Source organism: Paenibacillus abyssi (assembly GCF_014640295.1).
GTDB classification, from domain to species: Bacteria; Bacillota; Bacilli; order Paenibacillales; family Paenibacillaceae; genus Paenibacillus_D; species Paenibacillus_D abyssi.
This window is the reverse complement of sequence record NZ_BMGR01000003.1, coordinates 398,050-422,211: the sequence shown is the minus strand read 5'-3', so window position 1 is coordinate 422,211 and position 24,162 is coordinate 398,050. Positions and strand designations below refer to the sequence as shown.

The 24,162-nt window shown below is 47.0% G+C and carries 20 protein-coding genes; 6 read left to right on the top strand and 14 right to left on the bottom strand.

The features are described 5' to 3' along the window. Positions 1 to 109: 109 nt before the first annotated feature. The 3 genes from IEW11_RS06660 to IEW11_RS06650 form a co-directional block, all read right to left on the bottom strand. The gene (locus IEW11_RS06660; RefSeq protein WP_229724981.1) at positions 110 to 1,087 is read right to left on the bottom strand and encodes a sigma-54 interaction domain-containing protein; all 978 of its coding nucleotides are present in this window, start codon (positions 1,085 to 1,087) and stop codon (positions 110 to 112) included. 137 nt (positions 1,088 to 1,224) lie between these two features. Beyond that, positions 1,225 to 2,091 carry a LysR family transcriptional regulator gene (locus IEW11_RS06655; protein WP_188530150.1) on the bottom strand — a complete coding sequence of 289 codons (867 nt, stop codon included), beginning with the start codon at positions 2,089 to 2,091 and terminating at the stop codon, positions 1,225 to 1,227. 192 nt (positions 2,092 to 2,283) lie between these two features. After that, entirely contained in the window at positions 2,284 to 4,341 is a 2,058-nt protein-coding gene (locus tag IEW11_RS06650) for a methyl-accepting chemotaxis protein (protein ID WP_188530148.1), read from the bottom strand. A gap of 869 nt (positions 4,342 to 5,210) precedes the next feature. Between IEW11_RS06650 and IEW11_RS06645 the strand changes: the two genes are divergently transcribed. Both IEW11_RS06645 and IEW11_RS06640 read left to right on the top strand, forming a co-directional pair. After that, positions 5,211 to 6,647 carry a SpoVR family protein gene (locus tag IEW11_RS06645; RefSeq protein WP_188530146.1) on the top strand — a complete coding sequence of 479 codons (1,437 nt, stop codon included), beginning with the start codon at positions 5,211 to 5,213 and terminating at the stop codon, positions 6,645 to 6,647. A gap of 106 nt (positions 6,648 to 6,753) precedes the next feature. Next, positions 6,754 to 7,107 (top strand): hypothetical protein, encoded by a 354-nt coding sequence (locus IEW11_RS06640; protein ID WP_188530145.1) that lies wholly within the window; start codon positions 6,754 to 6,756, stop codon positions 7,105 to 7,107. A 125-nt stretch (positions 7,108 to 7,232) separates the two neighbouring features. Here the strand turns inward: IEW11_RS06640 and IEW11_RS06635 are convergent, their stop codons facing one another. The 4 genes from IEW11_RS06635 to IEW11_RS06620 all read right to left on the bottom strand — a co-directional run bounded on the left by IEW11_RS06635 (position 7,233) and on the right by IEW11_RS06620 (position 11,997). Beyond that, positions 7,233 to 8,582, bottom strand: coding sequence for an MATE family efflux transporter (locus IEW11_RS06635; protein ID WP_188530143.1), 1,350 nt, complete (start codon positions 8,580 to 8,582; stop codon positions 7,233 to 7,235). A 126-nt stretch (positions 8,583 to 8,708) separates the two neighbouring features. Next, a complete protein-coding gene (locus tag IEW11_RS06630; protein WP_188530141.1) occupies positions 8,709 to 9,467 on the bottom strand; it encodes a class I SAM-dependent methyltransferase in 759 nt (252 codons plus the stop codon). 114 nt (positions 9,468 to 9,581) lie between these two features. Continuing rightward, complete coding sequence (locus tag IEW11_RS06625; RefSeq protein WP_188530139.1) at positions 9,582 to 9,971, bottom strand: LytTR family transcriptional regulator DNA-binding domain-containing protein; 390 nt, start codon at positions 9,969 to 9,971, stop codon at positions 9,582 to 9,584. Between the two features lie 130 nt (positions 9,972 to 10,101). Beyond that, the gene (locus IEW11_RS06620) at positions 10,102 to 11,997 is read right to left on the bottom strand and encodes a PrkA family serine protein kinase (RefSeq protein ID WP_188530137.1); all 1,896 of its coding nucleotides are present in this window, start codon (positions 11,995 to 11,997) and stop codon (positions 10,102 to 10,104) included. A gap of 259 nt (positions 11,998 to 12,256) precedes the next feature. Here IEW11_RS06620 and IEW11_RS06615 point away from each other — a divergent pair, with 259 nt between their 5' ends. Further along, the gene (locus tag IEW11_RS06615; RefSeq protein ID WP_188530135.1) at positions 12,257 to 12,994 is read left to right on the top strand and encodes a DUF2161 domain-containing phosphodiesterase; all 738 of its coding nucleotides are present in this window, start codon (positions 12,257 to 12,259) and stop codon (positions 12,992 to 12,994) included. Between the two features lie 120 nt (positions 12,995 to 13,114). On the opposite strand, the gene IEW11_RS06610 is transcribed toward IEW11_RS06615, so the two are convergent. The 4 genes from IEW11_RS06610 to IEW11_RS06595 form a co-directional block, all read right to left on the bottom strand. After that, entirely contained in the window at positions 13,115 to 14,311 is a 1,197-nt protein-coding gene (locus IEW11_RS06610) for an aminotransferase-like domain-containing protein (RefSeq protein ID WP_188530133.1), read from the bottom strand. Between the two features lie 177 nt (positions 14,312 to 14,488). After that, positions 14,489 to 15,811: an ABC transporter substrate-binding protein gene (locus tag IEW11_RS06605; protein WP_188530131.1), complete on the bottom strand. Its 1,323-nt coding sequence runs from the start codon at positions 15,809 to 15,811 to the stop codon at positions 14,489 to 14,491. Positions 15,812 to 15,946: 135 nt separating this feature from the next. Continuing rightward, positions 15,947 to 16,780 (bottom strand): carbohydrate ABC transporter permease, encoded by an 834-nt coding sequence (locus IEW11_RS06600; protein ID WP_188530129.1) that lies wholly within the window; start codon positions 16,778 to 16,780, stop codon positions 15,947 to 15,949. Continuing rightward, positions 16,780 to 17,661 carry a carbohydrate ABC transporter permease gene (locus IEW11_RS06595; RefSeq protein ID WP_188530128.1) on the bottom strand — a complete coding sequence of 294 codons (882 nt, stop codon included), beginning with the start codon at positions 17,659 to 17,661 and terminating at the stop codon, positions 16,780 to 16,782. The genes IEW11_RS06600 and IEW11_RS06595 overlap by 1 nt, the downstream gene beginning before the upstream one ends. A 170-nt stretch (positions 17,662 to 17,831) precedes the next feature. Here IEW11_RS06595 and IEW11_RS06590 point away from each other — a divergent pair, with 170 nt between their 5' ends. Both IEW11_RS06590 and IEW11_RS06585 read left to right on the top strand, forming a co-directional pair. Continuing rightward, positions 17,832 to 19,640: a sensor histidine kinase gene (locus IEW11_RS06590; protein WP_188530126.1), complete on the top strand. Its 1,809-nt coding sequence runs from the start codon at positions 17,832 to 17,834 to the stop codon at positions 19,638 to 19,640. Continuing rightward, on the top strand, positions 19,641 to 21,263 hold the full coding sequence (locus IEW11_RS06585) for a response regulator (protein WP_188530124.1): 1,623 nt from the start codon (positions 19,641 to 19,643) through the stop codon (positions 21,261 to 21,263). A gap of 285 nt (positions 21,264 to 21,548) precedes the next feature. On the opposite strand, the gene IEW11_RS06580 is transcribed toward IEW11_RS06585, so the two are convergent. The 3 genes from IEW11_RS06580 to trmL all read right to left on the bottom strand — a co-directional run bounded on the left by IEW11_RS06580 (position 21,549) and on the right by trmL (position 23,257). Then, positions 21,549 to 21,800, bottom strand: a complete 252-nt coding sequence (locus IEW11_RS06580; protein ID WP_188530122.1) for an AbrB/MazE/SpoVT family DNA-binding domain-containing protein — start codon at positions 21,798 to 21,800, stop codon at positions 21,549 to 21,551. A gap of 99 nt (positions 21,801 to 21,899) precedes the next feature. Beyond that, positions 21,900 to 22,766, bottom strand: coding sequence for an MTAP family purine nucleoside phosphorylase (locus tag IEW11_RS06575; RefSeq protein ID WP_188530120.1), 867 nt, complete (start codon positions 22,764 to 22,766; stop codon positions 21,900 to 21,902). A 26-nt stretch (positions 22,767 to 22,792) separates the two neighbouring features. After that, on the bottom strand, positions 22,793 to 23,257 hold the full coding sequence (trmL, locus tag IEW11_RS06570) for a tRNA (uridine(34)/cytosine(34)/5-carboxymethylaminomethyluridine(34)-2'-O)-methyltransferase TrmL (RefSeq protein ID WP_188530118.1): 465 nt from the start codon (positions 23,255 to 23,257) through the stop codon (positions 22,793 to 22,795). A 138-nt stretch (positions 23,258 to 23,395) separates the two neighbouring features. Here trmL and IEW11_RS06565 point away from each other — a divergent pair, with 138 nt between their 5' ends. Further along, entirely contained in the window at positions 23,396 to 24,115 is a 720-nt protein-coding gene (locus IEW11_RS06565; RefSeq protein WP_188530116.1) for a response regulator, read from the top strand. The last annotated feature ends 47 nt before the right edge of the window (positions 24,116 to 24,162 follow it).

Sequence of the window (24,162 nt, the reverse complement as noted above, 5' to 3'; positions counted from 1 at the left end):
AATCCTCGATGTTAAGATTTATAACATATTAAGATTTTACTGTAAATAACTATGAAAAAGCATGGATGAAGAGAGTTTGCATTATTGCAAAGAGCCGCACTCTAATCGGCTAATTTACCCCGTCCAAGCGAATGTTGTACTTCTTGCATTTTCTTGAAAGTGTGGACACATCGACCCCTAACTCGGCGCTGCTTTGAAGCAGCGTTTTATTGCGCCGGACGGAATCTTTAATGATCTGGTACTCGTATTGCGCGAGCAATTCCCTTAGCGTGTTGTATTCCGGCATCATTCTTCGTTTGTTCTCTTCAATACTCTCCCAGATTTCAAGCGGGATATGGTGCGTATCGATAAGATCATCCGGTGTCGTTACAACAAGGCGTTCAACCACATTTTTCAACTCTCGGATATTGCCCGGCCAATTGTATTGGAGAAAAATATCAATAACATTTTGGCTGATCGTTTTCCTTTTCGCATACCGGGTATCCAGATGCTGCATGAAAAAAGCAATCAAATCGGGGATATCTTCTTTGCGATCCCGGAGTGAAGGCACCTGAATCGGTACAACATTCAAACGATAGAACAGCTCCTGCCTGAATTTTCCGTCTTCGATTAATTGTCTTAGGTTGCGGCTGGTCGCGCTGACGACCCTAATATCAACACTCACCGGTTTCACTGCATTAATGGGATAAAAATGCCTCTCCTGTAGAACACGCAGCAGCTTCGCTTGTATCGGCAGCGTCAATTCCGCAATCTCGTCCAAAAATAGGGTGCCTTGATTTGCAAGCGAAATAAGCCCTAGCTTACTCTGTTGTTTCGCCCCGGAATAAGCTCCCTTTGCGTAACCGAACATCTCGGATTCCATCAAATCCTCCGGAATTGCTCCGCAATTAATGCGGACAAACGGCCCTCTGCTGCGCGGGCTTTTCTCATGGATCCGTTTGACAACTACTTCCTTGCCCACTCCCGACTCGCCGAGCACAATGACACTGGAATCGTACTGAGCAACTTGATCAATCTTTTCATAGAGCTGTTGAACGGCCTTGGACCTGGTCAATTCATACTCCGTTGCAACGTTTTTTGAGAACAAAGTATCCACTCCAAACGACAATTTTCGCTGCCCTTTTTTTAGTTTTGCATTTTTGCAAAATCGATTGTTTTTTTGCAAAATATGAATTTTTTATTAACATGGAAGAAATAACACTTCCGGGCCCCGTTTTCCCCGGATTATGCAATCCATTTTCGGACACAATCGAGAAATTTAATGGATGCCGGCGAGCTATTTTTGAAGGACGTCGAGGCTAAAGCGATCGACCGGGAGCTTTCCTGTTCAATCGTCAGCATATGAACCTGATCCGCAGCCCCCGTTAAAATCATTTCCGGCAGAATACTGACGCCAAGGCCGTTTTGAACCATCGCTATAATGGCTTGATCCAACGCAATTTCAAACCTGATCTTCGGTTCGATCCGGTTTTCTTTGAAAATTCGCTTCACATCATGGTCGCAGCCATCCTTTGGCATAATAAACAGCTCGTCCGTAATTTCCTCAAGCTTAATACTTGTTTTTTGGCTAAGGCTATGATCTTTAGCCACAATGCATAACATACGGTCTTTTTTTAACGGAATCGTCTCAAAGGAATCAACTGTCGGCAAAGAAATGAATCCAAAATCAACCTCGCCTCTGGAAATCCACTGCTCCACCTCCAAATAGTTCCCTTCCATCAGCTTGATTGCAATGGACGGATATAACATCTGAAATTGTTTTAAAATACCCGGCAGCCACTGAATGGACACACTGGGGAATGTGCCGATTCGTATCGTGCCGCTCTCCAATCCTTTGATGTTATTGGCTTCCTGTTTAATCTGCTCGTTCTTCTGGATAATCTCACGGATATATTTTAAGATCCGTTGCCCGTCAGCGGTTAGGCTAATCCCGGAGCGGCTGCGCGTAAGCAGCGGGAATCCAAGCTCCGACTCCAGACTGGAGATCGCATGGCTGACGCCTGATTGTGTCAGGTGCAGCGTCTCAGCGGCTTTGGTTAGGCTCCCCATTTCGATAACGGTGCTGAAAATCTCATACTTGGCAATAGACAAGTGGTGCCCTCCGATTTACATTAATTTAATTCATTTATATCATTATACACATTCATTTTACTTATAGGTAGATAGGATTATATACTTATTTTTGCTAGCGGCTTGATACAATTTCAGGGCTGACCCTCGAGTAGATGATCCACTTTTGGGACAGCCCTGTCTGATAATTATAAAGCTTTTATGATCCGGGTATTACTTCGCTTCCGTTTTAAAATGCAGAACAAGGTTTTCGAGCTCTTCCGATATCGATTCCATCCTGGAAGACAAGGCCGCCATGTTTTCCATCGTTCCCATTTGTTCCTGCGCGGCCGCTGCCGTTTGATTGGTCTTAGATGCTACCTGTTTCGACATGTTCACGATATCTTCCATGGAAGCATTGATTTCTTCCGCACTGGCTGACATTTGCTGAGAAGCTGCCGATGCTTCCTGCGCTTGGAGTGTAATCTCATTGATCCCCTTAACAATATGCTCGAATCCCATGCCGGCTTCCAGCACCACTACAGCCCCTTGGCTTGCTTCATTGCTGACTTTTCCCATCGCTTGGACTGCTGCACTGGAATCTGCCCCGATTTGACCCAGCAGATCGTTGATCTGGCTGGCAGATTGGCTGGATTGCTCCGCCAGCTTGCGCACTTCGCCCGCTACAACAGCAAAACCTCTGCCCGCATCACCGGCTCTTGCAGCTTCAATAGCAGCATTGAGCGCCAGCAAATTCGTTTGCGCCGATATGTCCGCGATTGTATTTAATGCTTCTTCGATTTCTTTTGTCCGCTCGATTAATCGGTTGACTACTTCAACGGTTTCATTCGTTGCTTCATTTATGATATTCATTTGCGCTGTAGATTTCTCAATGCTCTGCATCCCTTTAGTCGCTTGCTCAGATGTGACAAGCGCCAGCTCCGCCACATTCGAAGCCGACTCAGCTACACGCTGTACGGCAGTAGATACTTCTCCCATCGCTGTTGTGCTTTCCTGCAGGCTGCTGACTTGACCGTTAACCCCTGACGCGACTTCAGACATCGTGCTCACGATCGATTGTGTCGATAACGCGGCATCCGTGGCTCCCGCAGTCACGCTTACCGCTGAGGTTTTGACTTCTGTCGTTGTCTGTTTTACCCGCTGCACAATGTCCCGCAAGCTGCCGATCATCTCGTTGAAATGCTTCGTTAAATTGCCAAGCTCATCATTGGAATGATAGTTGATCGAGTTTGTTAAATCTCCGGAAGCCATTTGGCGGGCATGGTCCGTAATCAGTTGGATTGGCCCCGAGAAGCGTCTGGAAAACATATAGGAAGCTGTAAGTACAATAGCAATAATGATTATCGTGATGATAATGATCAGATTTCTTAATGGATGCAGCTCCGATAGAAGCTCTTCGTTTTCAACAAATGAAACAAATCGCCATCCGGTTCCCTCTGATGTATAGATATTGACCAATTGCGTTTTACCGTTGTAATTCATCTCATAGGAGCCATCCTGAACACCTGGAAAATCGGCTAATTCTGTAATTCCCAATTGTTCGATCGGTTGGAAGTTCAACTCCGGCTCATGAGGGTAGGTAATGATCGTGCCGTCCGGCAGCGCCACCAGAAGGTGGTTGGTTTGGCCGGTGCCCATCTTCTCCAACAGCACATTAAATTTATCCATTGTCATCGCTATAGCCATGACCCCGGTTATATTGCCTTCCCGATCCGTGAACGTTTTTGCAGAAGTGACTTCGATCGCGCCGGATATCGATTGGTAGGGTTCAATCATGACCGCAGTGTCCGGGTTTTCCAATGCTTTTTTATACCATCCGCGCTCCCGTGGATCATATCCTTCATCGGCTCCAGTATCGTTATTCGATTCGGTAAAGCCGCCATATTCGGTTCCAATAAAGGCTGTGGAGTAATCAGGGTGAGTATCGATATATTCCTCAAACGCCAGCTGAATCCGTCTTTCGCTGGCTCCGGCCTGCTCCGGGATTCCATTGATGTAGCTGCGGACGGTATCATCCATGCTCTTCAGAGCGCTATGCCCGGACAAATATGTAACGTTATTTCTTAGTGTCGAGAAATGCTCATTGAGCGTGTTATCCATCGTCATCATACTTTGATGGATATTGTTATTAAAATCCTCGGTTATTGTATTGCCCATTGAAGAGTACAGAATATAACTCAGAACAATGATCGGCACTACGGTTACCAGCATAAAAGTGACAATAAGCTTCTTTCGAATGGAACTGAACTTCAATACATTTAATAATTTCATTACACCCTATCCCATCTCTTTTTATTCGTATGGCTTGATAAACGTTGTACTGCTCTTGAAAAGAAAACATTCCATCTGCTGCATTCAAGCGGCATCTGGACCCATGTTCATTTCAGTTCCCCCCGTTCATGATTTGAAATTTCAAGACAAGGTTTCAAATTCGAACCAACCTTTTTAATTATAATGATAGTTTAGAACTAGTGAACAGGATAAAAGTACCATTTTCATAAATTTTCAACCACTTAATGTCAATAAATCGCCCAATTTTCTATTAATTAATTCTCCTTTACAAAGAAAAGCTATCTGCTCAACATAGATTATAGGCTTAAAGACCCTCTCCAACTTTTGCACTTCACGCAGCAAAAATGGAGTGCCAACGATGCACCATAACACGTTGACACTCCATTTTCATTTAATGCCAGAACAAATCCACTCAATCGGAATCTTCTATATTTCTGCGTTGGTTTAGATCGGCTCGAAGGAATGCCTCATCTGAAGAATTTCTCCGATTCCGCAGCGACGCCTGTACTCTACTTCTGTCAAACCTCGGACTTTTTCATCGGCTTGGCTATAACATGGTTACCGGCAACCTGCTTTATCCATGCTCGTCCTCATCCTGCGTGAGCTCAATGTTTTCATGGCAGCTCGTACTATCTCTCGCATATTTTCCGCAATGAAGTCGGCGATTCCCCAAAGTTTACGACCCACCCGCCAGGACGTTTTCGGGAGCTTTCACGGCAAGTCTCACCGAATCAGCCGGTGGTGGACTAGTCCGCCGTTCATCCCTTTTGCACTTACAGCATATTCCCCCTCTTTCCTCCATAAACATAATAGGAAAACCAACAATCTCCGCGGAGGGGGATACGCTAGTGAATCAAGATGACATCCAGCAGCTCGAGAGAGCCATTGATGAGATTACGGAAATCGCCGTCGGCTTTGGATTGGACTTTTATCCGATGCGGTACGAGATCTGTCCCTCGGACATTATTTACACCTTCGGAGCCTACGGCATGCCTACCCGTTTTAGCCATTGGAGCTTTGGAAAGACCTTTCATAAAATGAAGATGCAGTACGACTTCGGACTCAGCAAAATTTATGAACTGGTCATTAACTCCAATCCTTGTTATGCCTTCTTACTGGAAGGCAATTCACTTATTCAGAACAAGCTGATCGTCGCCCACGTGCTCGCACACTCGGATTTCTTCAAAAACAATGCCCGATTCAGCCGTTCCAACCGGAACATGGTCGAGAGCATGTCCGCGACAGCAGAACGCGTTGCGTTATATGAGATGGACCACGGCGTGGAAGAGGTCGAGAAGTTTATTGATGCGGTGCTCGCCATTCAAGAGCATATTGATCCAACCTTGTATAAACCGTATCAAATGGGCAAAGACAAAAATGCAACGATACAGCGGAAGCAGGAAAATGACCAAGCGCTGAAAATCCCTAATAAATACGAAGAGCTATGGTCGTTAGATCCGGAGTCAAAGGCCGCATCCGAAAGGACGGACGATCAAAATCCCCGCTTCCCTGCGAAGCCGGAGAAGGATCTAATCTGGTTCATTGAGGAATATTCCCCCCAGCTTGAGGATTGGCAGCGCGACATTATGTCGATGCTGCGCGAAGAAATGCTGTACTTCTGGCCGCAGATTGAGACAAAGATCATGAACGAAGGCTGGGCTTCGTACTGGCACCAGCGAATCATCCGTGAGCTTGATCTGACCAGCGAGGAAACGATCGAATTCGCCCAGCTTAACGCCTCAGTCGTGCAGCCGTCCAGGCACAGCTTGAATCCGTATTATCTCGGATTGAAAATTTTCGAGGATATCGAGCGCAGGTGGGATCACCCGACAGAGGAAGAACGCAGCAGGCTCGGCCGCAAGCCCGGAATGGGCAGAGAAAAGATCTTTGAAGTTCGGGAGTCGGACTCGGATCAATCCTTTCTGCGGAATTATCTATCTAAAAAGCTGGTTGAAGATCTGGACTTGTATCTGTTCGAGAAGAAAGGGCCGGAGTGGAAAATCACCGACAAAACATGGGAAAACATCCGCGACCAACTCGTCTACTCTCGGGTAAACGGTGGATTTCCATGCATCGTTGTGAAAGACGGCGATTTCAACCGGGTTGGAGAATTATATTTGCGCCATGAATATGAAGGCGTCGAGCTCGACCTCAAATATGTGGAACGGACACTGCCTTATGTTGTGCAGCTATGGGGAAAATCTGTGCATCTGGAGACGGTCGTGGAAGATAAAACGATTGTATTCAGCTGTGACGGAAAGAAAACAAGCCGTAAATTTATCTAACGAAAAATGAGAAGATGAGAAAACATTCACTTTGATTCACCTTATATTCCGGCGGGTATTAAATAATTAACACAGGGGTTATCCCCGGAATCCAGAGGTGATTTCAATGGAAACGATTCTTATTATTTTAGGCCTGTTAGCGCTTATAGTTATCATTGCCGCGATGAGTAAAAGCCGTTGGACAACACTCGAGTCGGCAAGAGGAAATCAAACCGAAGACATACAAACAAAATACGCTTATCTGCAGTCAAAAGACATCCCATCCCGCTTGAGAACGGAAGCCATCGGACCGGCATCCGGATTTGCTTCCGGCTCTGGAATGAGTATGGCTTCGGGCGGCGGCGGCTTCCAGAATGAATTGTTCAAGCTCCAGGTTCGTCCAAAGGACAAAGAACGGGCACGGGCCGTTCTGCAGGAAATGGAAAAAGAACGTCTGTTACATCATACGCCAAGCTTATAACGATTCTTTCTATCTACAAAGGGGGCAGCCCCATCCTTTCATTCAAAGGATGGGGTTGCCCCTTTCACGTTATGCATCCAGCTTCCACACTTTAACCGGTTGTAAAAATAATCCTCATTATGATATTAATGCGGTGACGCTTCCCTCAGCTTAACAGCCGACCAATCGGTACGATAGAACCTGAAGGTGACCGCTAAGCCGAATACCGCCAGAAACGTGTACAATGCCAGCCACGCGCCCAAGCTGCCCCAACCGAGTACAAAGATAAACAAATAGCTTAGCGGTACGAATAACAACCAACTGACAGCCAGCGATATGAAAAGTAAGAATGTCGTATCGCCAAGTCCCCGCAGGCCGCCGGCAAAGAAATTAAGCAGGCCGTCAAATATTTGCAGAAAAGCGGATATCTTGATCAAATATGCTGCCAGTTCATACACCTGGACATCATTCGAGTAGATTCGTGCAATCTGCTCCGCAAAGAAAAACTCAGCCGTTCCTAGCAAAATAAGAAAAATCGTGCCGAGAATGGCGGTATCCGTCCCCGCCCTTCTTCCCAGAATCGCCTTCCCTTGACCTACATATTGCCCGACTAAGATTGTCGCCGTCGCTCCAAATGCAAAGGCGGGCATGAAGCCGAACGACATGACGTTGAGCGCGATTTCATTGGCGGCCAGCGCCCGTTCCCCGAGGCGCGCTACAAATACTGTGAAAATAAACATCGACAAGCTTAACGAAAATTCCTGCATGCCAAGCTTCCCGCTTTCAAATGCCAATAAACGGAACTCCGGCCATTTGATTCTGACAAGGATACGTGTGGCAAAGCGCTTATTCAATACGAAGAAATAGACATACGCGCAGATAGCAACCTGGATCGCTTCACCGATTAATATCGCAAGTCCGGTTCCTCTCAAACCAAGGTTCGGAAAGCCCAAAGTACCGAACGTCAAGGCATAAACAAGGAAAATCATAATTAAGTTGCTGATTAACGCGATCACCATGGATAACGTCGTCGAGCCTATCCCTCTTAAAAACCCATGAAAGGCAAAACTAATAATGCCGAAGGACATGGCATAGAAGCGAATCTCTAAATATTCGGTGCCTACGTTAACTAAATTGCCGGATTTCGGTCCGCCGATCCACCGCAAAAGTTCACTGGACATCGTCCAACCGACCAGCGCGATAAGCAGTGCAAATATAATACACATATAGAATGCAAGGTAGGTACGTTCGATCCCTTTCTTCATATCGCCCGCTCCGTAGTTTTGGGCGACAAGGTAATTCACCGTGTGGCCAATCCCGGAAAAAATGGCGAAGGCATTGTACATAATGATGTTTGTAACCCCGACGACTGCAATAACTACAAATCCCAAATCTCCGACCATGATTAAGCTGACTGTGCCGGTTAGGGTTGCCGTCGCAAATGAAATCAGCGAGGGGATGGCCAACAGCATAATCTTCTTCCAATTTTGCAACATCCTTGGTGCCTTCTTTCCTATTGAGGATGAATCCTATTGTGTTACAGAGCAGATCATGTGTCAATAGGGGATATCGTTCGCTTTGAAAACCCTTACTTGCATCCCATGAACGGAAAATTAAATGTATTACTGTTTTATGGCTATGATTCGCAGACGGCGGTAGTCCAGAATCCATTCTCCATCACGAAACAGCTTTGGATACAAGCAAACATGCATGATGGAAATCACATCTGATCGCCTTTGCTCATCCAACTGGCTTAATATCCCGCCGGCAAAAGCATCCAGCCATAAAGCCAAGCCATTTTCCCCGCCCTCTTGCTTCGTAGGGCGGTCAAAACAAACCGCTGCATTTACAAACAGACCATGCTTTTCCAATAAGGATGCATATTGTCCGACCGTCGGAAAATACCATGGCAGCAGAAGGCTCTCTTCTTGGCCTATCTGTTTAAATGCGGCCTTCAGTGCCTCTATAACCAATGCAATGTTCCCATGTCCACCGAATTCCGCTACCAATCTGCCCCCTGGCCGGAGCGAGCAGCTGATCCCTTCGGCAGTTGAATTCGCATCCGTCATCCAATGCAGCGCGGCATTGCTGAACACTGCGTCATAAGCCTGCTCCTGGCGGTAAAGCTGCCCGTCTGCCACCAGAAAGGTCAGCTTCGGATATTTCGCCCTCGCTCGTTCGATCATCTCCGCAGAGCCGTCAATTCCAGTTACATCTGCTCCTTTTGATGCGATCCTGCTTGCTAAGTCTCCCGTGCCGCAGCCCCAGTCCGCGATTCGCTCACCGGATTTGGGTACCAGAAGATCGAGAAGCTCTCCACCGAATTGGGTTACATATCCCATCGCATGATCGTACTTTTCAGCCTGCCATTGGTTCTGCATTGTTGTACCCTCCCATATCCCGAAATTTGATGTGATTTATTTTTATCACAGGAGGGCTTATATGTTAAATATATAAAGTGAATATAAATTATAGTTAATAACTATATATTAAATTTAAACCGCTTGATTCACCATGTACAAATCGGATGGTTCATCGATCCAATAACTGGCTCCGGCTTCTCGAATGTAAGGCTTGAGCTTATGTACATTAGTCACAGATACAGTAGCATACACTCCCGCAGCCGTGTTTTCCTGGAAATAGACTTTTCGCTGCAAAGGATCGTAATGATGCACAAGATTCATGTTCACCAGATTATTGCGGTCTAATTGGCAGAAACCGAGCTCGCCAAAAACAGCCAGCAGTTCCACCGTTGTGGAAGGGTATCGGTAACTGTCCGATAGACTAATCAATTCAGGACCCTTCGATGTCGGTTTAAGCATAACCAGCTGCTCAATATCCACCAATTCACACTGATTGCTTGCATTTAATAATGGGATCTTCATAGACGTCCTCCGCTGACTGGTCTTTTTATCCATTATACCAAACATATGTTCTTATTCATATCTTTATTTTATCCATTTTTCTCACAAAAATACCGCCAACCGGGTTAGGCTGGCGGCTCCCGAATGATTCCTAGCGGTTCAGCAAGCTTCCCACATAACGAAGCAGTTCATTCGCACAGACCGGGCAGTAGCTGTGCTCGTCAATTAAACGTTTGGTCACTTCATTAATGCGTTTAAGCTGATTTTCATCCGGTGTTTTGGTGGACGTTGTGATCTTCACAATATCCTTCAAATCGGTAAACAGCTTTTTCTCAATCGCCTCACGCAGCCGGTCATGGCTTGCAAAATCGAACTTCTTCCCTTTGCGCGAGTAAGAGGAAATACGGATCAGAATTTCCTCCCGGAACGCTTTTTTTGCATTCTCGGATATTCCTATTTGCTCTTCGATCGAGCGCATCAGCCTTTCATCCGGATCAAGCTCCTCACCGGTCAGCGGATCCTTGATTTTCGTCCAATTGCAGTAGGCCTCAATATTGTCCAGATAGTTCTCGAACAGCGTGCGGGCGGATTCCTCGTAAGAATATACAAATGCCTTCTGTATTTCTTTCTTCGCCAAATTATCATATTCTTTGCGCGCGACAGAGATGAAATTCAAATACTTCTCACGCTCTTCTTTTGTGATGGAAGGATGCTGGTCAAGACCGTCTTTTAGCGCACGAAGCACATCAAGCGCATTGATGCATTGCAAATCCTGTTTGATGAGGGCACTGGAAATTCGGTTAATAACATATCGCGGATCAATCCCGGACATGCCTTCTTCGATATATTCGTTCTGCATTTCCTTCAGATCCGCTTCTTTGAAGCCCTCTACCTCTTGCCCGTCGTACATCCGCATTTTCTTGACCAAATCCATGCCCTGCTTCTTGGTTTCCCTTAACCTTGTCAGAATGGAGAAAATCGCAGCGGACCGGAGCGCATGCGGTGAAATATGAATATGCTTCATATCGCTTTGGCCGATCAGCTTCGAGTAAATTTTCTCTTCTTCCGACACCTTCAAGTTGTAAGGGATCGGCATGACAATCATCCGCGACTGCAGCGCTTCGTTCTTCTTATTGCTGATAAAAGACTTATATTCCGTCTCGTTGGTATGCGCGACGATCAATTCATCCGCCGAGATCAACGCGAAACGACCGGCCTTGAAATTGCCTTCCTGCGTCAGCGACAGCAGGTTCCACAAAAACTTCTCGTCGCATTTCAACATTTCCTGAAATTCCATCAGGCCGCGGTTCGCTTTGTTAAGCTCCCCGTCAAACCGGTAAGCTCTCGGATCGGATTCTGAACCGAATTCGGTGATCGTCGAGAAATCGATGCTGCCCGTCAAATCCGCAATATCCTGCGACTTGGGATCTGAAGGGCTGAACGTGCCGATCCCTACCCTCTGGTCCTCTGAGATAAGAACCCGCTCCACCATCACCTTATCGATCTGCCCGTCATATTCTGTCTTCAGCCGCATTTGGCAGGAGGGGCATAGATTGCCCTCGATTCGAACGCCTAACGATTGTTCAACCTCAGGCCTTAATTCATGAGGAATAAGGTGCAGCGGCTCTTCATGCATTGGACAGCCTTGTATCGCATACACGGCTCCCGCAGGTGATCGGGAGAAGCGTTCAAGCCCCTTTTTAAGTAAAGTGACAATGGTAGATTTACCGCCACTGACCGGCCCCATAAGCAGCAGAATGCGTTTCCTCACATCAAGGCGCCTTGCCGCCGAATGAAAGTATTCCTCCACCAATTTTTCTACAGCACGGTCGAGCCCGAATATTTCTTGTTCAAAAAACTTATACCGTTTATTTCCCCCTGATTCCTCCACCCCATACGCTTTAATCATTTCATAAACGCGTGCGTGCGCTGTCATAGCCGGAGTCGGATCCTCTTTCAACAAATTGATATATTCCTTGAACGTCCCAACCCAAGCCAATTTCTCATTTTCCGCCTTGTACTCTGATATCCTTCTGAAAATATCCATGCTGTACCTCCTCCCATCGCTCCCGTTGTCTTTTAGCCTCTATACGCCGACGTTATACATGGCTCACGCGCCTGCGCGCTTACCTCATTTACCGAGTAATACATACCTATGCATATCCGACCATGAAGTTGCCCCAAATTTTAATTGCCCGCACATTATTAAATCAACTCAATTTTCTTCGCCGCATAAATCACTATGTTATAATGGGAACAAAAAGCGCTGCATGTGCATTTTAAACTAACAGGAGGGGAACACGGCCATGGCCGTCAAACAGGAAGCCGAGCTGTACGGACCCGTCAAATCGTTTTTTGAGCAGCGAGGCTATGAGGTAAAGAGTGAAATTATGCATTGCGATCTGGTTGCGATTAAACCGGACGGGGAAATGCTTATCGTAGAAATGAAAAAAACGTTCAACCTTGCCCTGCTGCTGCAGGGCGTTGAACGCCTTCGAATATGTGATTATGTTGTGCTTGCCGTGGAACGGAACCGCAAAAAAAGCGGCTCGCACAATCAACGCTTTGGAGATCTTGCCGAGCTTTGCCGAATGGTAGGGCTAGGCCTCATGACCATAACCTTTTTCAAAACAAAAGCCCCGCTCATTGAAATGTTATGCGAGCCGGGAGAATTGCCGCGCAAGCTCCGCCGTCCGACTAGACAGAGCCGAATGATCCAGGAGTTCAAAGAAAGAAGCGGTGACTATAATGTCGGAGGCATCACAGGCCACAAGCTTGTGACCGCCTACCGGGAAAAGGCGCTGCACTGCGCCTGCGCGCTTCAAGAGCACGGCCAGCTCGCGCCCCGCCAGGTAGCCCAGCTGACCGGCAACAAGCGTGCGGCAGAGCTGCTCCGCAATGATTATTACGGTTGGTTCGAGCGTGTCGAACGCGGTGTATACCGGCTGCGGGAGGCCGGTGTCGATGCCCTGATCACCTATGCGGATATCGTGAACGGCTGGCAAGCCAAAAAAGGGGTGTCCCAAAGTAGAGAAATTTACTAGAAGGGGCGGCCTCATTTCATCGGACAAAAGTGCATGCCTCCATATGCTCAAATCGGTCCGGCCTTATCCCACTGTACGTATAAAGAGGTCAACCAGAAATTTCTGGTTGACCTCTTTATGTTAACATCTTGCCATAAATTCGTTCACAGCCTCAGAGAACCGCTCAATGCCAAGCTTCATGCGTTCCCCTTCGGTATAGGTGAAGTTCATACGTGCCGTATTACGCTGCGGTTCTGCCGCGAAGAACGACGCTCCCGGAACAAAGGCCACCCCTTTGCCTACAGCGGCGCGAAGCAGCGCTTCGGCATCCAGCCCTTCAGGAAGCTCCACCCAGATGAACATGCCGCCCTGCGGCTCCACCCAGCTAACATCCGACCATCCCTGTTGGCGAAGTAACTGCTGCATCTGCTGCATTCTTGAGCCATAGGCGGTGGCAATACGCCTAATATGATCATCCAGCGGGAAATGCCTAAGCAGCTGATCCAGCGTTTGCTGATCCAGCGTACTGGAATGTAAGTCCGCAGCCTGTTTTGCTTTGGCCATCATCGAGATGACAGAACGGTCGCCGATTGCCCAGCCCGTCCGAAGCGCAGGCGCAACAGTTTTGGAGAAGCTGCCCAGATAGATCACCGATCCGCCATCCGCTTTCCCCTCCAGCGAGAACAAGGTCGGATAATCAGCCTTCGGATCAAACCGGATATCCCCATACGGATCATCCTCTACAATTGGAACGCCATATTTTCGGCTTAATTCGAGCAATCCCTTTCTCCGCTCAATACTCCATACGCGGCCTGTCGGATTTCCGAAGGTTGGCACGATATATACAAGCTTAGGCTTGTGTTCTTTCATCAGCTTTTCCGCAGCTTCGACAATCATGCCGTCTTTATCGCTTTCCACCGGGATAACGCGCATGCCGTACAATTGGAAGACCTGCAAGCATGCCAGGTACGTCGGATTTTCTACCAGAACCACATCACCAGGATCGGTCAAGACACGGGCAATAAGATCTATAGCCTGCTGGGAACCGGTCGTCAGAAGCATCTGATCCGGATCAACCGGCATTGATTTGGCTGTCATACGCTCACAGAGCTGCTCTCTAAGCGGTAAATATCCTTCCGTTAATCCATATTGCAGCGTGTGCTTCCCACCCGCAAATACTCGCTCAGTTGCTTCTCTAACGGCCTCTAGCGGAAACAATTCCTCAGCCGGCAAGCCTCCCGCAAATGAAATAATTTCTTTTCCTTGTGTCAGCTTAAGAATGTCCCTGACTGCGGACGACTTAAGCGCATCCATCCTTCTCGAAAAACGATAGTTCATTCCGTTACCTGCCTCCTTACATCTATTACACTTATATTACGCTTAAACCTTGTATCGGGCAACATGATTTACTTCGATTGAAGAGTTAGAACGAAAAGGGGGTGCGGGGTATTCGATGAAGAACGTCCAACATTAAATGAGGCTGCCCCACCCGGAGCAGCCTCATCACACATCTTATTATTTTTGACGCAAATTCTCCCAAGACTTATCAAAGGATTCAAACATTTGCTCTTTTGTCTGTTTGCCCGAGATGTAAGCCTGCATTGTGGAGCCAATCTCTTGTACTACGCCTTCTGGATATTTGAACCAGTTCCAGCTCAGCACTTTGCCTTCTTGGCTGTATTTGATGATATCGTTAGCGATATCGCCAAGCACTTCTTCATCTTTGACTTCAATCGACTTGAAGGCCGGGATGAATTTGAACTCTTCTACGATAAATCTTTTGCCTACTTCAGAAGATACCATCCAGTTCAGGAACGCTTTCGCTTCTTCCTTCACTTCGGATTTGTTGTATACAACCCAGTTGTTTGGTACGCCTACATACAGTTTATCATTTTTCTCAGCGTCATCGTCGATCGGCATTGGCAGTACGCCAATATTGAGGTCAGGATTGATACCGTCGATTTGAACCTGCGTCCAGTTACCTTGCTGCATCATAGCCGCCTGACCGCTTGCGAATAATGTAACCTGCGTGTTGTAATCTGTCGTTAATGGATTGTTATTGCCATATTTAAGTGTAGTATCCAGTAAGTTTACCCATTTGTTAAACCCTTCATTGCCTTGAATTTTGCCGGTACCGTCATTCAGCGATTGAACAAAGGCGTTCGGGTCATCCTGCTGTGCAATTGCTACGTTGAAGTTATGATTGCCAAGTACCCACCATTCGCCATAACCGTTAGAGAAAGGCGTGATGCCTGCATCTTGCAATTTCTTAGCAGCAGCATCAAGCTCGCTCAATGTTTTTGGCAGCTCTGTGATTCCAGCTTGTGCGAACAAATCTTTATTATACAGGAAGCCATAACCTTCAAGGTTTACCGGCATACCGTAAATTTTTCCGTCTTTTGTCATCGGCTCTTTGGACAGCTCAATTGCATCAGCAACCCATGGCTGGTCGGACAAGTCCTCAAGATGCTCCATCCATGTGTTCAATTCTTGGAAACCGCCGTTGTTGAAGATATCAGGCTCGTCGCCCGAAGCGAATTTCGCTTTCAGCGCTGCGCCATAATCGGCACCGCCGCCAACGGTTTCAACTTCAATCTTAACATTCGGATGTTCAGCTTCATATTCTTTGATCAAACGGCTGAACGCTTCAGCAATTTCAACTTTAAACTGGAAAATTCTAATTGTAACCGGTTCTCCCGCGCCTGCGTCTGCTCCGGTATTGCCGCCTGCCCCTTGCGTGTTATTTCCGCCTGCGTTATTGCCGTTGTTGCTGCCGCAAGCAGCAAGCATGGCAACGATCAACACCAGGGATAGGACGAGCATCAATCTTTTTTTCATTTTAAAACCCTCCTCTTTTTTGTACGGTTCATCTGAACAATTGATTAGCTTTTATCTTACATCCTCAGTATAAGCTTTAGCTGAAAACGGATACACCGAGAATGTTGAACAAAAAGGTGGATAATGTTGAACCGCTTATCCTTTTACTGAACCTGCTGTAATGCCTTCAATAATATGCTTTTGCATGGACAGGAAGAAGATAACGATCGGCGTAACGCCCATTACCAATGCGGCCAGCGCAAGATCCCACTGCTTGGTGTACTGCCCGAAGAAAGAATACGTCGACAGCGGAATCGTCCGCAGGTCGGCACTGCTGAGCATCAGCTGCGGGAGCAGGAAGTCGTTCCAGATCCAAAGGCTGTTCAGAAGAATAATCGTGACTGACATCGGCTTCAGCAGCGGAAATACGATCTTCCAAAACACGCCATAAGGCGTACATCCGTCCACAACGGCAGACTCCTCAATCTCCTGAGGGATGGACTTCACAAAACCGTGATACAAGAATATCGTCAACGATGAACCAAAACCTAAATAGGCGAACCACAACCCCGGCATGCTGTTGGTCAGAGAGAACCAATTGGCTACTTTCATCAGCGGAATCATGATCGATTGGAATGGAATCACCATTGCCGCAACGAACAACATGAACAAGATGTTATTATATCGGGTTGGCTTGCGGACCATCCGGTACGCTGCCATAGAGCTGATTACAACCAATCCGGCAATACTTGTTACCGTAATAATTAAGGAATTCAAAAACGCTTTCTGATAGTTCATGATCTCAAAGGCCCGTGTATAGTTTGACCAATTGAGCGCTTTAGGCAATGCTGCCGCATCGAGCAAAATATCCGCGAACGTTTTTAACGAGTTGCTTATAAGGAAGTAAAACGGAATCAAAAACAGTAATACCGCGATGATGGCGACGATTTCCAATATAAACGTTCGACCTTGATACCGTCCTGTCTCCATTATGCCTGCACCTCCCGTTTCTTCGTGAACCACACCTGCAAGGAAGTCAGCGTAGCCACGATGAGGAAGAATATAAACGCTTTCGCCGTACCTAAGCCCATCCGGTTATTTTGGAACGCTTCATAATAAATGTTCAGCGCTACCGACTGCGTGGAATTATAAGGTCCGCCCTTCGTCAAGGACAGGATCACATCGAATGTTTTGAACGACCAGGATAAAGCCAGAAATAATGAGATGGTTACAGCAGGCATAATCAGCGGAACCGTAATATGACGAAGCCGCTGGAATGCCGTCGCACCATCTATTGCTGCCGCTTCATTCAAATCCTTAGGCACATTAATTAATGCGGCAATGTAAATGATCATAAGATATCCCGCTCCATGCCATACGCTGACGATAATAACGCCCCAGAATCCAGTCGTGGCATCCCCTAGCCATGGGAGATTAAAAAATGACCAATTTGTCACTTGCCCAATCGCCGCAAACCCTCTGACAAAAATGAACTGCCAGATAAAACCAAGCAGCAATCCGCCAATTACATTCGGAAGGAAAAACATCGTTCGCAGTGCATTTCGTGATTTAAGCGGCTGTGTCAGAAGCAGGGCTAATAGAAACCCGACCAGGTTGGTCAACACAACGGCTACAACGGTGAACCGCGCAGTAAACGCGAATGAATCCCGGAAGCCTTCATCATTCCATACCGTGGTAAAATTACTGAAACCAATGAAGTTTGCCGTTCCCGAGACCCCATTCCAGTCGGTGAAGGAATAATACATCCCCATGACGAAAGGCAGGATGACAATAATCGCAAACGCTACAGTTACAGGACCCGTAAACACAATCTGTTGAATCCAATCTTTTGATAGCGTACTTTTTTTCATTTGATTCAAGCTCCCCTTTCAACAATCATCCAAACTTCTTCTATATCACATAGTATAAGTTAGGAATATCCCCGCTCCCACCGAATATCGTGACCGGAAAGGTGGAACATATTGATCATCCTTGCACGTCTGTCTATAATACGGTTATAACTTTGAAAGTGGGGCAAGTCATGAGAGGAAATTGGATCGGCCGGAGTTTAAGGGTCAAATTAATTGTATTTCTATTGCTTGCGATTGCCATTCCTATGCTCACCTCGATTTTCGTATCCAATGAACGGACACGGGATATCGTGACAGAAGACGCTATCCGGCAAGCCACCAACCTGATCTTTCAAGGGAAAACCAATTTGACTCATTATTTTAATGTGACAAATCAAGCGTCGCTGCTTCCATATAATGGCGGTGCGCAATTCGAAAATACCTTGTACAATATTTTGGAGCAAGGGCGCACCGATTATTTATCCGAGCAGGAAATATACCGTGCCATGCTTTCCATGTCCCTGGCCGTCAAACAAATTCACCAGATTTATTTGTATTCGGAAGTATCCCAGAAAGGATATGTGGTCTCTAGCGGACGGCTCGGTAAAATTGAAGTCGATTCTCCCTATCACACCACTCAACCGCCTGAAGGGCCGAGCGCATCCATCGAGCCACCCCATCTTAGCCATGATTATGGCATTTATCGCACTTATGATGCACCTAATGAAGTCATTACCATTCACCGGCGCATTGAACAGATTCCTTCCGGCAAGCTTTTAGGTGTGCTCGCCATCGATTTGACGACTGATGTCATCGATCAAATCAGCGAACAGTTGTATGATAAAAGTAAGGAAGAACTGTATTTGATCGATCAAAACGGATTAGTCATCTATGGTCCGGATGCGGATCAACGGGGCGAGCGGGTTGATCAGCCATGGTTAAAAGAAGTATTGGAGGCGCCTTCCGAGTCTGGCCATGTGATGAATTCAGATGTATTTAACGGTGTCTATGTATACGAAAAACTTAATACCAACTATATGAACTGGACGCTCGTCAAGCTTATTCCTATGGAAACATTAAATGCCGGCACAAGACAGATCACTGCGGTCAACACGATTATATTAAGTATTTTTCTAGTGATCACGATTGCCGCTTCCATCTATGTATCCTTCTGGATCACTTCGCCAATCAAGAAGCTGATCGGGTACATGAACCGGATTCAATCCGGTGAAATGGATGTGGATATCCGTCTCCAGCGTTCTGATGAAATCGGAATTCTTGCCCGGCGTTTCCGTATCATGATCGAAACGATCAATAATTTAATCCTGCGGGAGTACCGTTTGGAGCTGGCCAACAAGACCAACCAGCTCAAGGCGCTGCAAGCGCAGGTCCAGCCGCATTTTCTCTATAATGCGCTGCAGTCGATCGGCACGCTCGCACTGCAGCATCAGGCACCTAAAATCTACAGTCTGATTTCCCAGCTTGGAAAAATGATGCGCTATTCAATGAATACATCGGACGATCATGTGACCATTTCCCAGGAAATTGATCATACGAAGGCTTACCTCGACTTACAACAGCAGCGCTTCGGCGATAAGCTGACTGCAATTGTGGAGATGGATCCGGATACGGCCGGCATAAGAGTTCCCAGAATGATCGTGCAGCCCATCGTCGAAAATGTGTTCAAGCACGCCTTTGATCCGGCCGGCGGACAAATCCGCTTATTGATTCGAACCCGGCTGAACGAAAACAATATCCGCATCGAGGTCATTGATGACGGCATAGGCATCGCCGATGAAAAATTGGAAAGCGTCCGCCAATCCCTTCAGATGGATGATGAACGCACATCCGGCCAGGATGAACACATCGGTTTGAAGAATGTTATCTCCAGGTTAAAGCTCTATTGCTCTGATCAATCCGAGATGCTGCTTGAATCAATGGAACCATCCGGGTTAAAGGTAACCTTATTAATTCCACAGCAGAGCGAGGTGAATGAATAAATGAAGGTATTAATTGTCGATGATGAACAGCATGCCCGTGAGGCGGTAAAGCTTCTTGTTCCATGGCAGGAATATGGGATTGATCAGGTATGGGAAGCTGATAACGGAGAAGAAGCGAAACGCATAATAACCGAGCTGTTACCAGATATCGTCCTCACCGATATGCAGATGCCGATAACGGGCGGCGTCGCATTGATGCAGTGGATCACCCAGCACTATCCAAGCATCAAGATGATCGTTATCAGCGGCTTCAGCGATTTTGATTATTTGCGGCATACACTTAAATACGGCGGGCAAGATTACCTCCTAAAGCCGATTGATCCGCTCCAGCTGAACGATGCCATGAGCAGAGTGGTGGAAGAAGCCAAGAAAGAGGAAATAGAGCGGCTGGAGCGTTCCCGGCAGTCGATTGAAATGAATCAATTCAAGCCCGTTTATTGGGATAAAATATTCTCGAGGCTTCTGAGTGAGCCCGCTGTCTTCAGTACAGTCAAGGAACAATTAGAGCAGGAATTCGGATGCCCGGCACAAGGCACGGCATGCGTTGCAGCCGTGTGCAGCCTTGAACCGGTCCCTCCTGCGCTGCTGCGCAAATTTAGAGGCGAGCGTGATTTGCTTGCCTTTGCCGTGGCCAATATTATTAATGACATGGTTCGTTTGCAGTGGAAAGCCGGTTATGCATTCCGTCATTGGAACAATAGTGAATCGATCGTGATTGTGATGTGGAACGGCCTTAAGCATCTTCCTTCGCGTCTGCAGGAGCTTTCAAGCGCGATCTCTTCAACGCTGCGTGTCACCCTTCACATCGGGGTCGGAAGCGAGGTTTCCCTTCCCGAAGGACTGGGCAGTTCAGCCGATCAGGCCAGACTGTCATTGCATCATCGAAACTTGCTCCTTACGTCTCCGGCCGTACATTTTTATGAACGTTCGGTCCGGTCGGGAATGCGTACGTTTCCACATTTGGGGGACATGGAGGAGCAATGCAAGCTTGCTCTGTTAAGCCGCAATGAACGGGAGCTCGAAGCCGTTTGTTCGGGGTGGATGAACCGAATTAAAGAGATGCCGGAGATTACGCTTGAGCATATCGACGTCTGGCAGCGAGAATTTCAAGTGATTCGGACACGTTGGATGCAAACCCTATTGGGTGGCGGCGAGAAACCGGTAACACCTGAATTTCGGGAGCAATCGCAACAATTTCCCGTATTTTACGATGATCATGGGCTGCTGTCTGTCGAGCGAACGCAAGAAAAGCTGCTGCAGCTGCTGCTTGCATTCTCCTCTGAGCTGGCGGAGCGGCAGCGAAACGAGCGTAATGTAATTAGCGATATTAAGGATTACATCAACCATCATCTGAATGAAGATGTTTCCTTGCAGCAATTAGCATCACGATTTTATCTGAGCAGGGAATATGTATCACGTCGGTTTAAACAGGAAACCGGGCAGAACTTATCGGAGTATGTGGAACGGCTTCGCATCGATAAAGCCAAGCTGCTGCTCGGCAATCCGATGTACCGGATTACCGAAATCGCGGAAATGGTCGGTTATCCGGACGAGAAATACTTCAGTAAAGTATTCAAGAAGCATATCGGCTGCTCTCCCAATCAATTCCGTAAGAAAGCGTAACGGAAACTAGCAGCCGCACGCTGCAATATTCTGTAACAATCTGTTCACAAGTACAATCGTTTTCTTTTGCAGCTTGTTTGGGTATAATAGAAACAGCTAATTGGAGGTGTTCTGGATGACAATTTCATTGACCTTTATCATCATTATGACCGTCTTGGCATTGTTTTTGACCGCCATGTTCACAGCGTCTTACAATGACGACAAAACTAAAGGGTTGTAAATGTAAAACAAACAAAGGAGCCTCCGATAAGTCGGATGGCTCCTTTACACGTTCTGGACAATTATTTAACTGCGACGAAGCTGTAACATATCATGTATACAAGACGTACACAAGTAGCGTTCTTTAAATTCGCGGACATCCTCCATCGAACTGCAAAACACGCATCTTGGACGGTAACGTTCCAAAATGATATGATCTCCCTGCACCAAAATCTCTACGGGATCGCCTTCATTCATCTGGTATCGTTTACGAAGCGATTTGGGCAATACGATACGGCCCAATTGGTCTACCTTTCTAACAACACCTGCCGGTTTCACTGATTTCACCTCTCCTGTGTCTAGATTTGCAAGCCAGTTCTGAGAAACCTCTGCACGTATTACTTTCGATGGCAAGGATGGTTTTCCTTCCGGTACACATTATTTCTTAGTATTCTGCAATAATGTCGCTTTCCGCAAACTCAGACAATTGCAAGCGGTCTGCTCCGCATTTGTCCGCAGCATCGCATCAAGGAGGATATTGCCGATCGTGTGGGATTCATTATAAAAAATATCGCTTAAATCTTTATGCTCCCAGTCCTTGATGATGCCCTCTGCGTAATTCACGACCATGTAGACTCCCGCGTAACAAGCACCGATCTCCCTCGCTAGATACACCTCGGGACAAATGCTTTGCCCAACAACATCCCCGAAGGATGTCCGGAACATCTGGACTTCCGCAGGACTTTCAAAGTGCCGTCCGTCGGTATTTACATATACGCCCCGTGTAAACACATGTCGCGGATGATCCTGACGCCTCTCCACACGATCTCGCGACGCCTCTGCAAGCAGCTCCGATTGGGTAGGGCAAATCGACTCACGCATGACAAGCAAGTAAGGACCGCCTAATCCGACATCCTTGCGCATCGAATGGTCAATGTAATCGTTGGGAATGACCAGATCTCGGAGCTCCAACATTTGATTAATGCTTCCTACGCCGCCTTCGGCGAATATTTTTTTCACGCCAGCTTGCTGGAATACCCAAAATATTTGCTGAGATGCCACTCCACGCGTGACTACGCCAGGCTGCCATCCATGCATTTTACAGGTAATAACGCGTTTCCCGCCTATTTGAAACCACTTGAATTCCGGGCTAAGTCCGAACGGGGTCTCATAACGTTTACCCGTCTCGAGCATCTCTACATCCGATCGGTTCAAATCCTCCGGAAAAGAAATCGAGAAGGTACTGGAGCCTCCTATTATCGCAAAGTCTGTTTGTGGAATTCCATTCGCTTGATGTTCTACCATCGTTATCACTTCTCCTCCGAGTAGGCCTACTCCATACCTGGGAAGCCCGTTTGTCTTAAGGCTTCAAACACAATAATCGCCGCAGAGTTAGACAAATTAAGCGATCTAACCTTATCCGTCATCGGCATCCGCATGCAAGTCTGAGGATGCGTATCGAGCAGTTCTTGAGGCAGGCCTTTCGTTTCCTTGCCAAACACAAAAAAATCGCCATCCTCATATCGAAAATCTGAATAGCGCTTTTCCGCCCTTGTGCTGGCAAAGAAAAAACGCGATTCCGGATTTTGATCCATCACTTCCTGGAAGGAATCATGATACTCCACATGGACGGCATGCCAATAGTCAAGGCCTGCCCGCTTCAGTGTACGGTCATCGGTCTGAAAACCGAGCGGCCTCACCAGATGCAGATGTGTGCCGGTTGCTGCACAAGTTCTTGCAATATTTCCCGTATTGGCTGGTATTTCCGGCTCCACGAGTACAATATGAAACGCCAATTTTCTTCACCTCTTTATCCTAGATATTATACACTAACTGCCGGAGAATTTAACACTCGTTTTACGTTTGGTTAATCCGTAGAAGATTGTCCCCTGCCATAATGAGATCAGATAAGGCCACAAAGGAGACATTGAACGATGAAAAAAAAGATTTTGGTCGTTGATGACGAGCCTTCCATTTCCATGCTGATTGAATTTAACTTAAAGCTTGCCGGTTACGATGTACGCTGCGTGCATGACGGAGAAGCCGTATTCGACATGTTAAAACCGTTTCGTCCCGATTTAATCGTTCTGGATCTGATGCTGCCGAAAATGGATGGCATAGAGGTCTGTCGTGAACTCCGTAAGCAAGAGAATGCCGTTCCGATTATTATGCTGACCGCATTGCAGGATATTTCCGACAAGATCGCCGGCCTTGATAACGGCGCCGACGATTACATGGTTAAACCGTTTAGTCCGCAGGAACTGATATCCCGAATCCAAGCCATACTGCGACGTGTGCAATCATTGCCAGCAGCTGACGGCGAAGGGACGGTATATGAAATTGGCCGTTTAACCGTGCTAGCGGACCAACGGGAAGTAATCATTAACGAGAATCAAGTCGAGCTTACACCAAAGGAATTTGAATTGCTGCTTTTTCTGTGCCGCCATCGCGGAAAGGTATTGAGTCGTCAGCAGCTTCTGCATGGGGTATGGGACTATCATTTCCTCGGCGATACACGGATCGTCGATGTCCACATCTCCCACTTGAGAGAAAAGATCGAACAAAACGCCCGAACGCCTGAATTTATTATGACCGTTCGGAATGTCGGATACAAACTGACCGGCTCCCCCGTTAAGGAATCAGCAACGCAATAACTTCCTTCGCGTCAAAAGACCGCCTGGCCCATGTCTCATGAGCCTGG

Excerpts from the sequence above, each read along its gene's own strand:
- IEW11_RS06585 (WP_188530124.1), top strand. The coding sequence starts at position 19,641 with ATGAAGGTATTAATTGTCGATGATGAACAGCATGCCCGTGAGGCGGTA.
- IEW11_RS06640 (WP_188530145.1), top strand. The coding sequence starts at position 6,754 with ATGGAAACGATTCTTATTATTTTAGGCCTGTTAGCGCTTATAGTTATC.
- IEW11_RS06630 (WP_188530141.1), bottom strand. The coding sequence starts at position 9,467 with ATGCAGAACCAATGGCAGGCTGAAAAGTACGATCATGCGATGGGATAT.
- IEW11_RS06610 (WP_188530133.1), bottom strand. The coding sequence starts at position 14,311 with ATGAACTATCGTTTTTCGAGAAGGATGGATGCGCTTAAGTCGTCCGCA.
- IEW11_RS06565 (WP_188530116.1), top strand. The coding sequence starts at position 23,396 with ATGAAAAAAAAGATTTTGGTCGTTGATGACGAGCCTTCCATTTCCATG.
- IEW11_RS06605 (WP_188530131.1), bottom strand. The coding sequence starts at position 15,811 with ATGAAAAAAAGATTGATGCTCGTCCTATCCCTGGTGTTGATCGTTGCC.
- IEW11_RS06625 (WP_188530139.1), bottom strand. The coding sequence starts at position 9,971 with ATGAAGATCCCATTATTAAATGCAAGCAATCAGTGTGAATTGGTGGAT.
- IEW11_RS06620 (WP_188530137.1), bottom strand. The coding sequence starts at position 11,997 with ATGGATATTTTCAGAAGGATATCAGAGTACAAGGCGGAAAATGAGAAA.
- IEW11_RS06600 (WP_188530129.1), bottom strand. The coding sequence starts at position 16,780 with ATGGAGACAGGACGGTATCAAGGTCGAACGTTTATATTGGAAATCGTC.
- IEW11_RS06615 (WP_188530135.1), top strand. The coding sequence starts at position 12,257 with ATGGCCGTCAAACAGGAAGCCGAGCTGTACGGACCCGTCAAATCGTTT.
- IEW11_RS06575 (WP_188530120.1), bottom strand. The coding sequence starts at position 22,766 with ATGGTAGAACATCAAGCGAATGGAATTCCACAAACAGACTTTGCGATA.
- IEW11_RS06595 (WP_188530128.1), bottom strand. The coding sequence starts at position 17,661 with ATGAAAAAAAGTACGCTATCAAAAGATTGGATTCAACAGATTGTGTTT.
- IEW11_RS06635 (WP_188530143.1), bottom strand. The coding sequence starts at position 8,582 with ATGTTGCAAAATTGGAAGAAGATTATGCTGTTGGCCATCCCCTCGCTG.
- IEW11_RS06650 (WP_188530148.1), bottom strand. The coding sequence starts at position 4,341 with ATGAAATTATTAAATGTATTGAAGTTCAGTTCCATTCGAAAGAAGCTT.
- IEW11_RS06590 (WP_188530126.1), top strand. The coding sequence starts at position 17,832 with ATGAGAGGAAATTGGATCGGCCGGAGTTTAAGGGTCAAATTAATTGTA.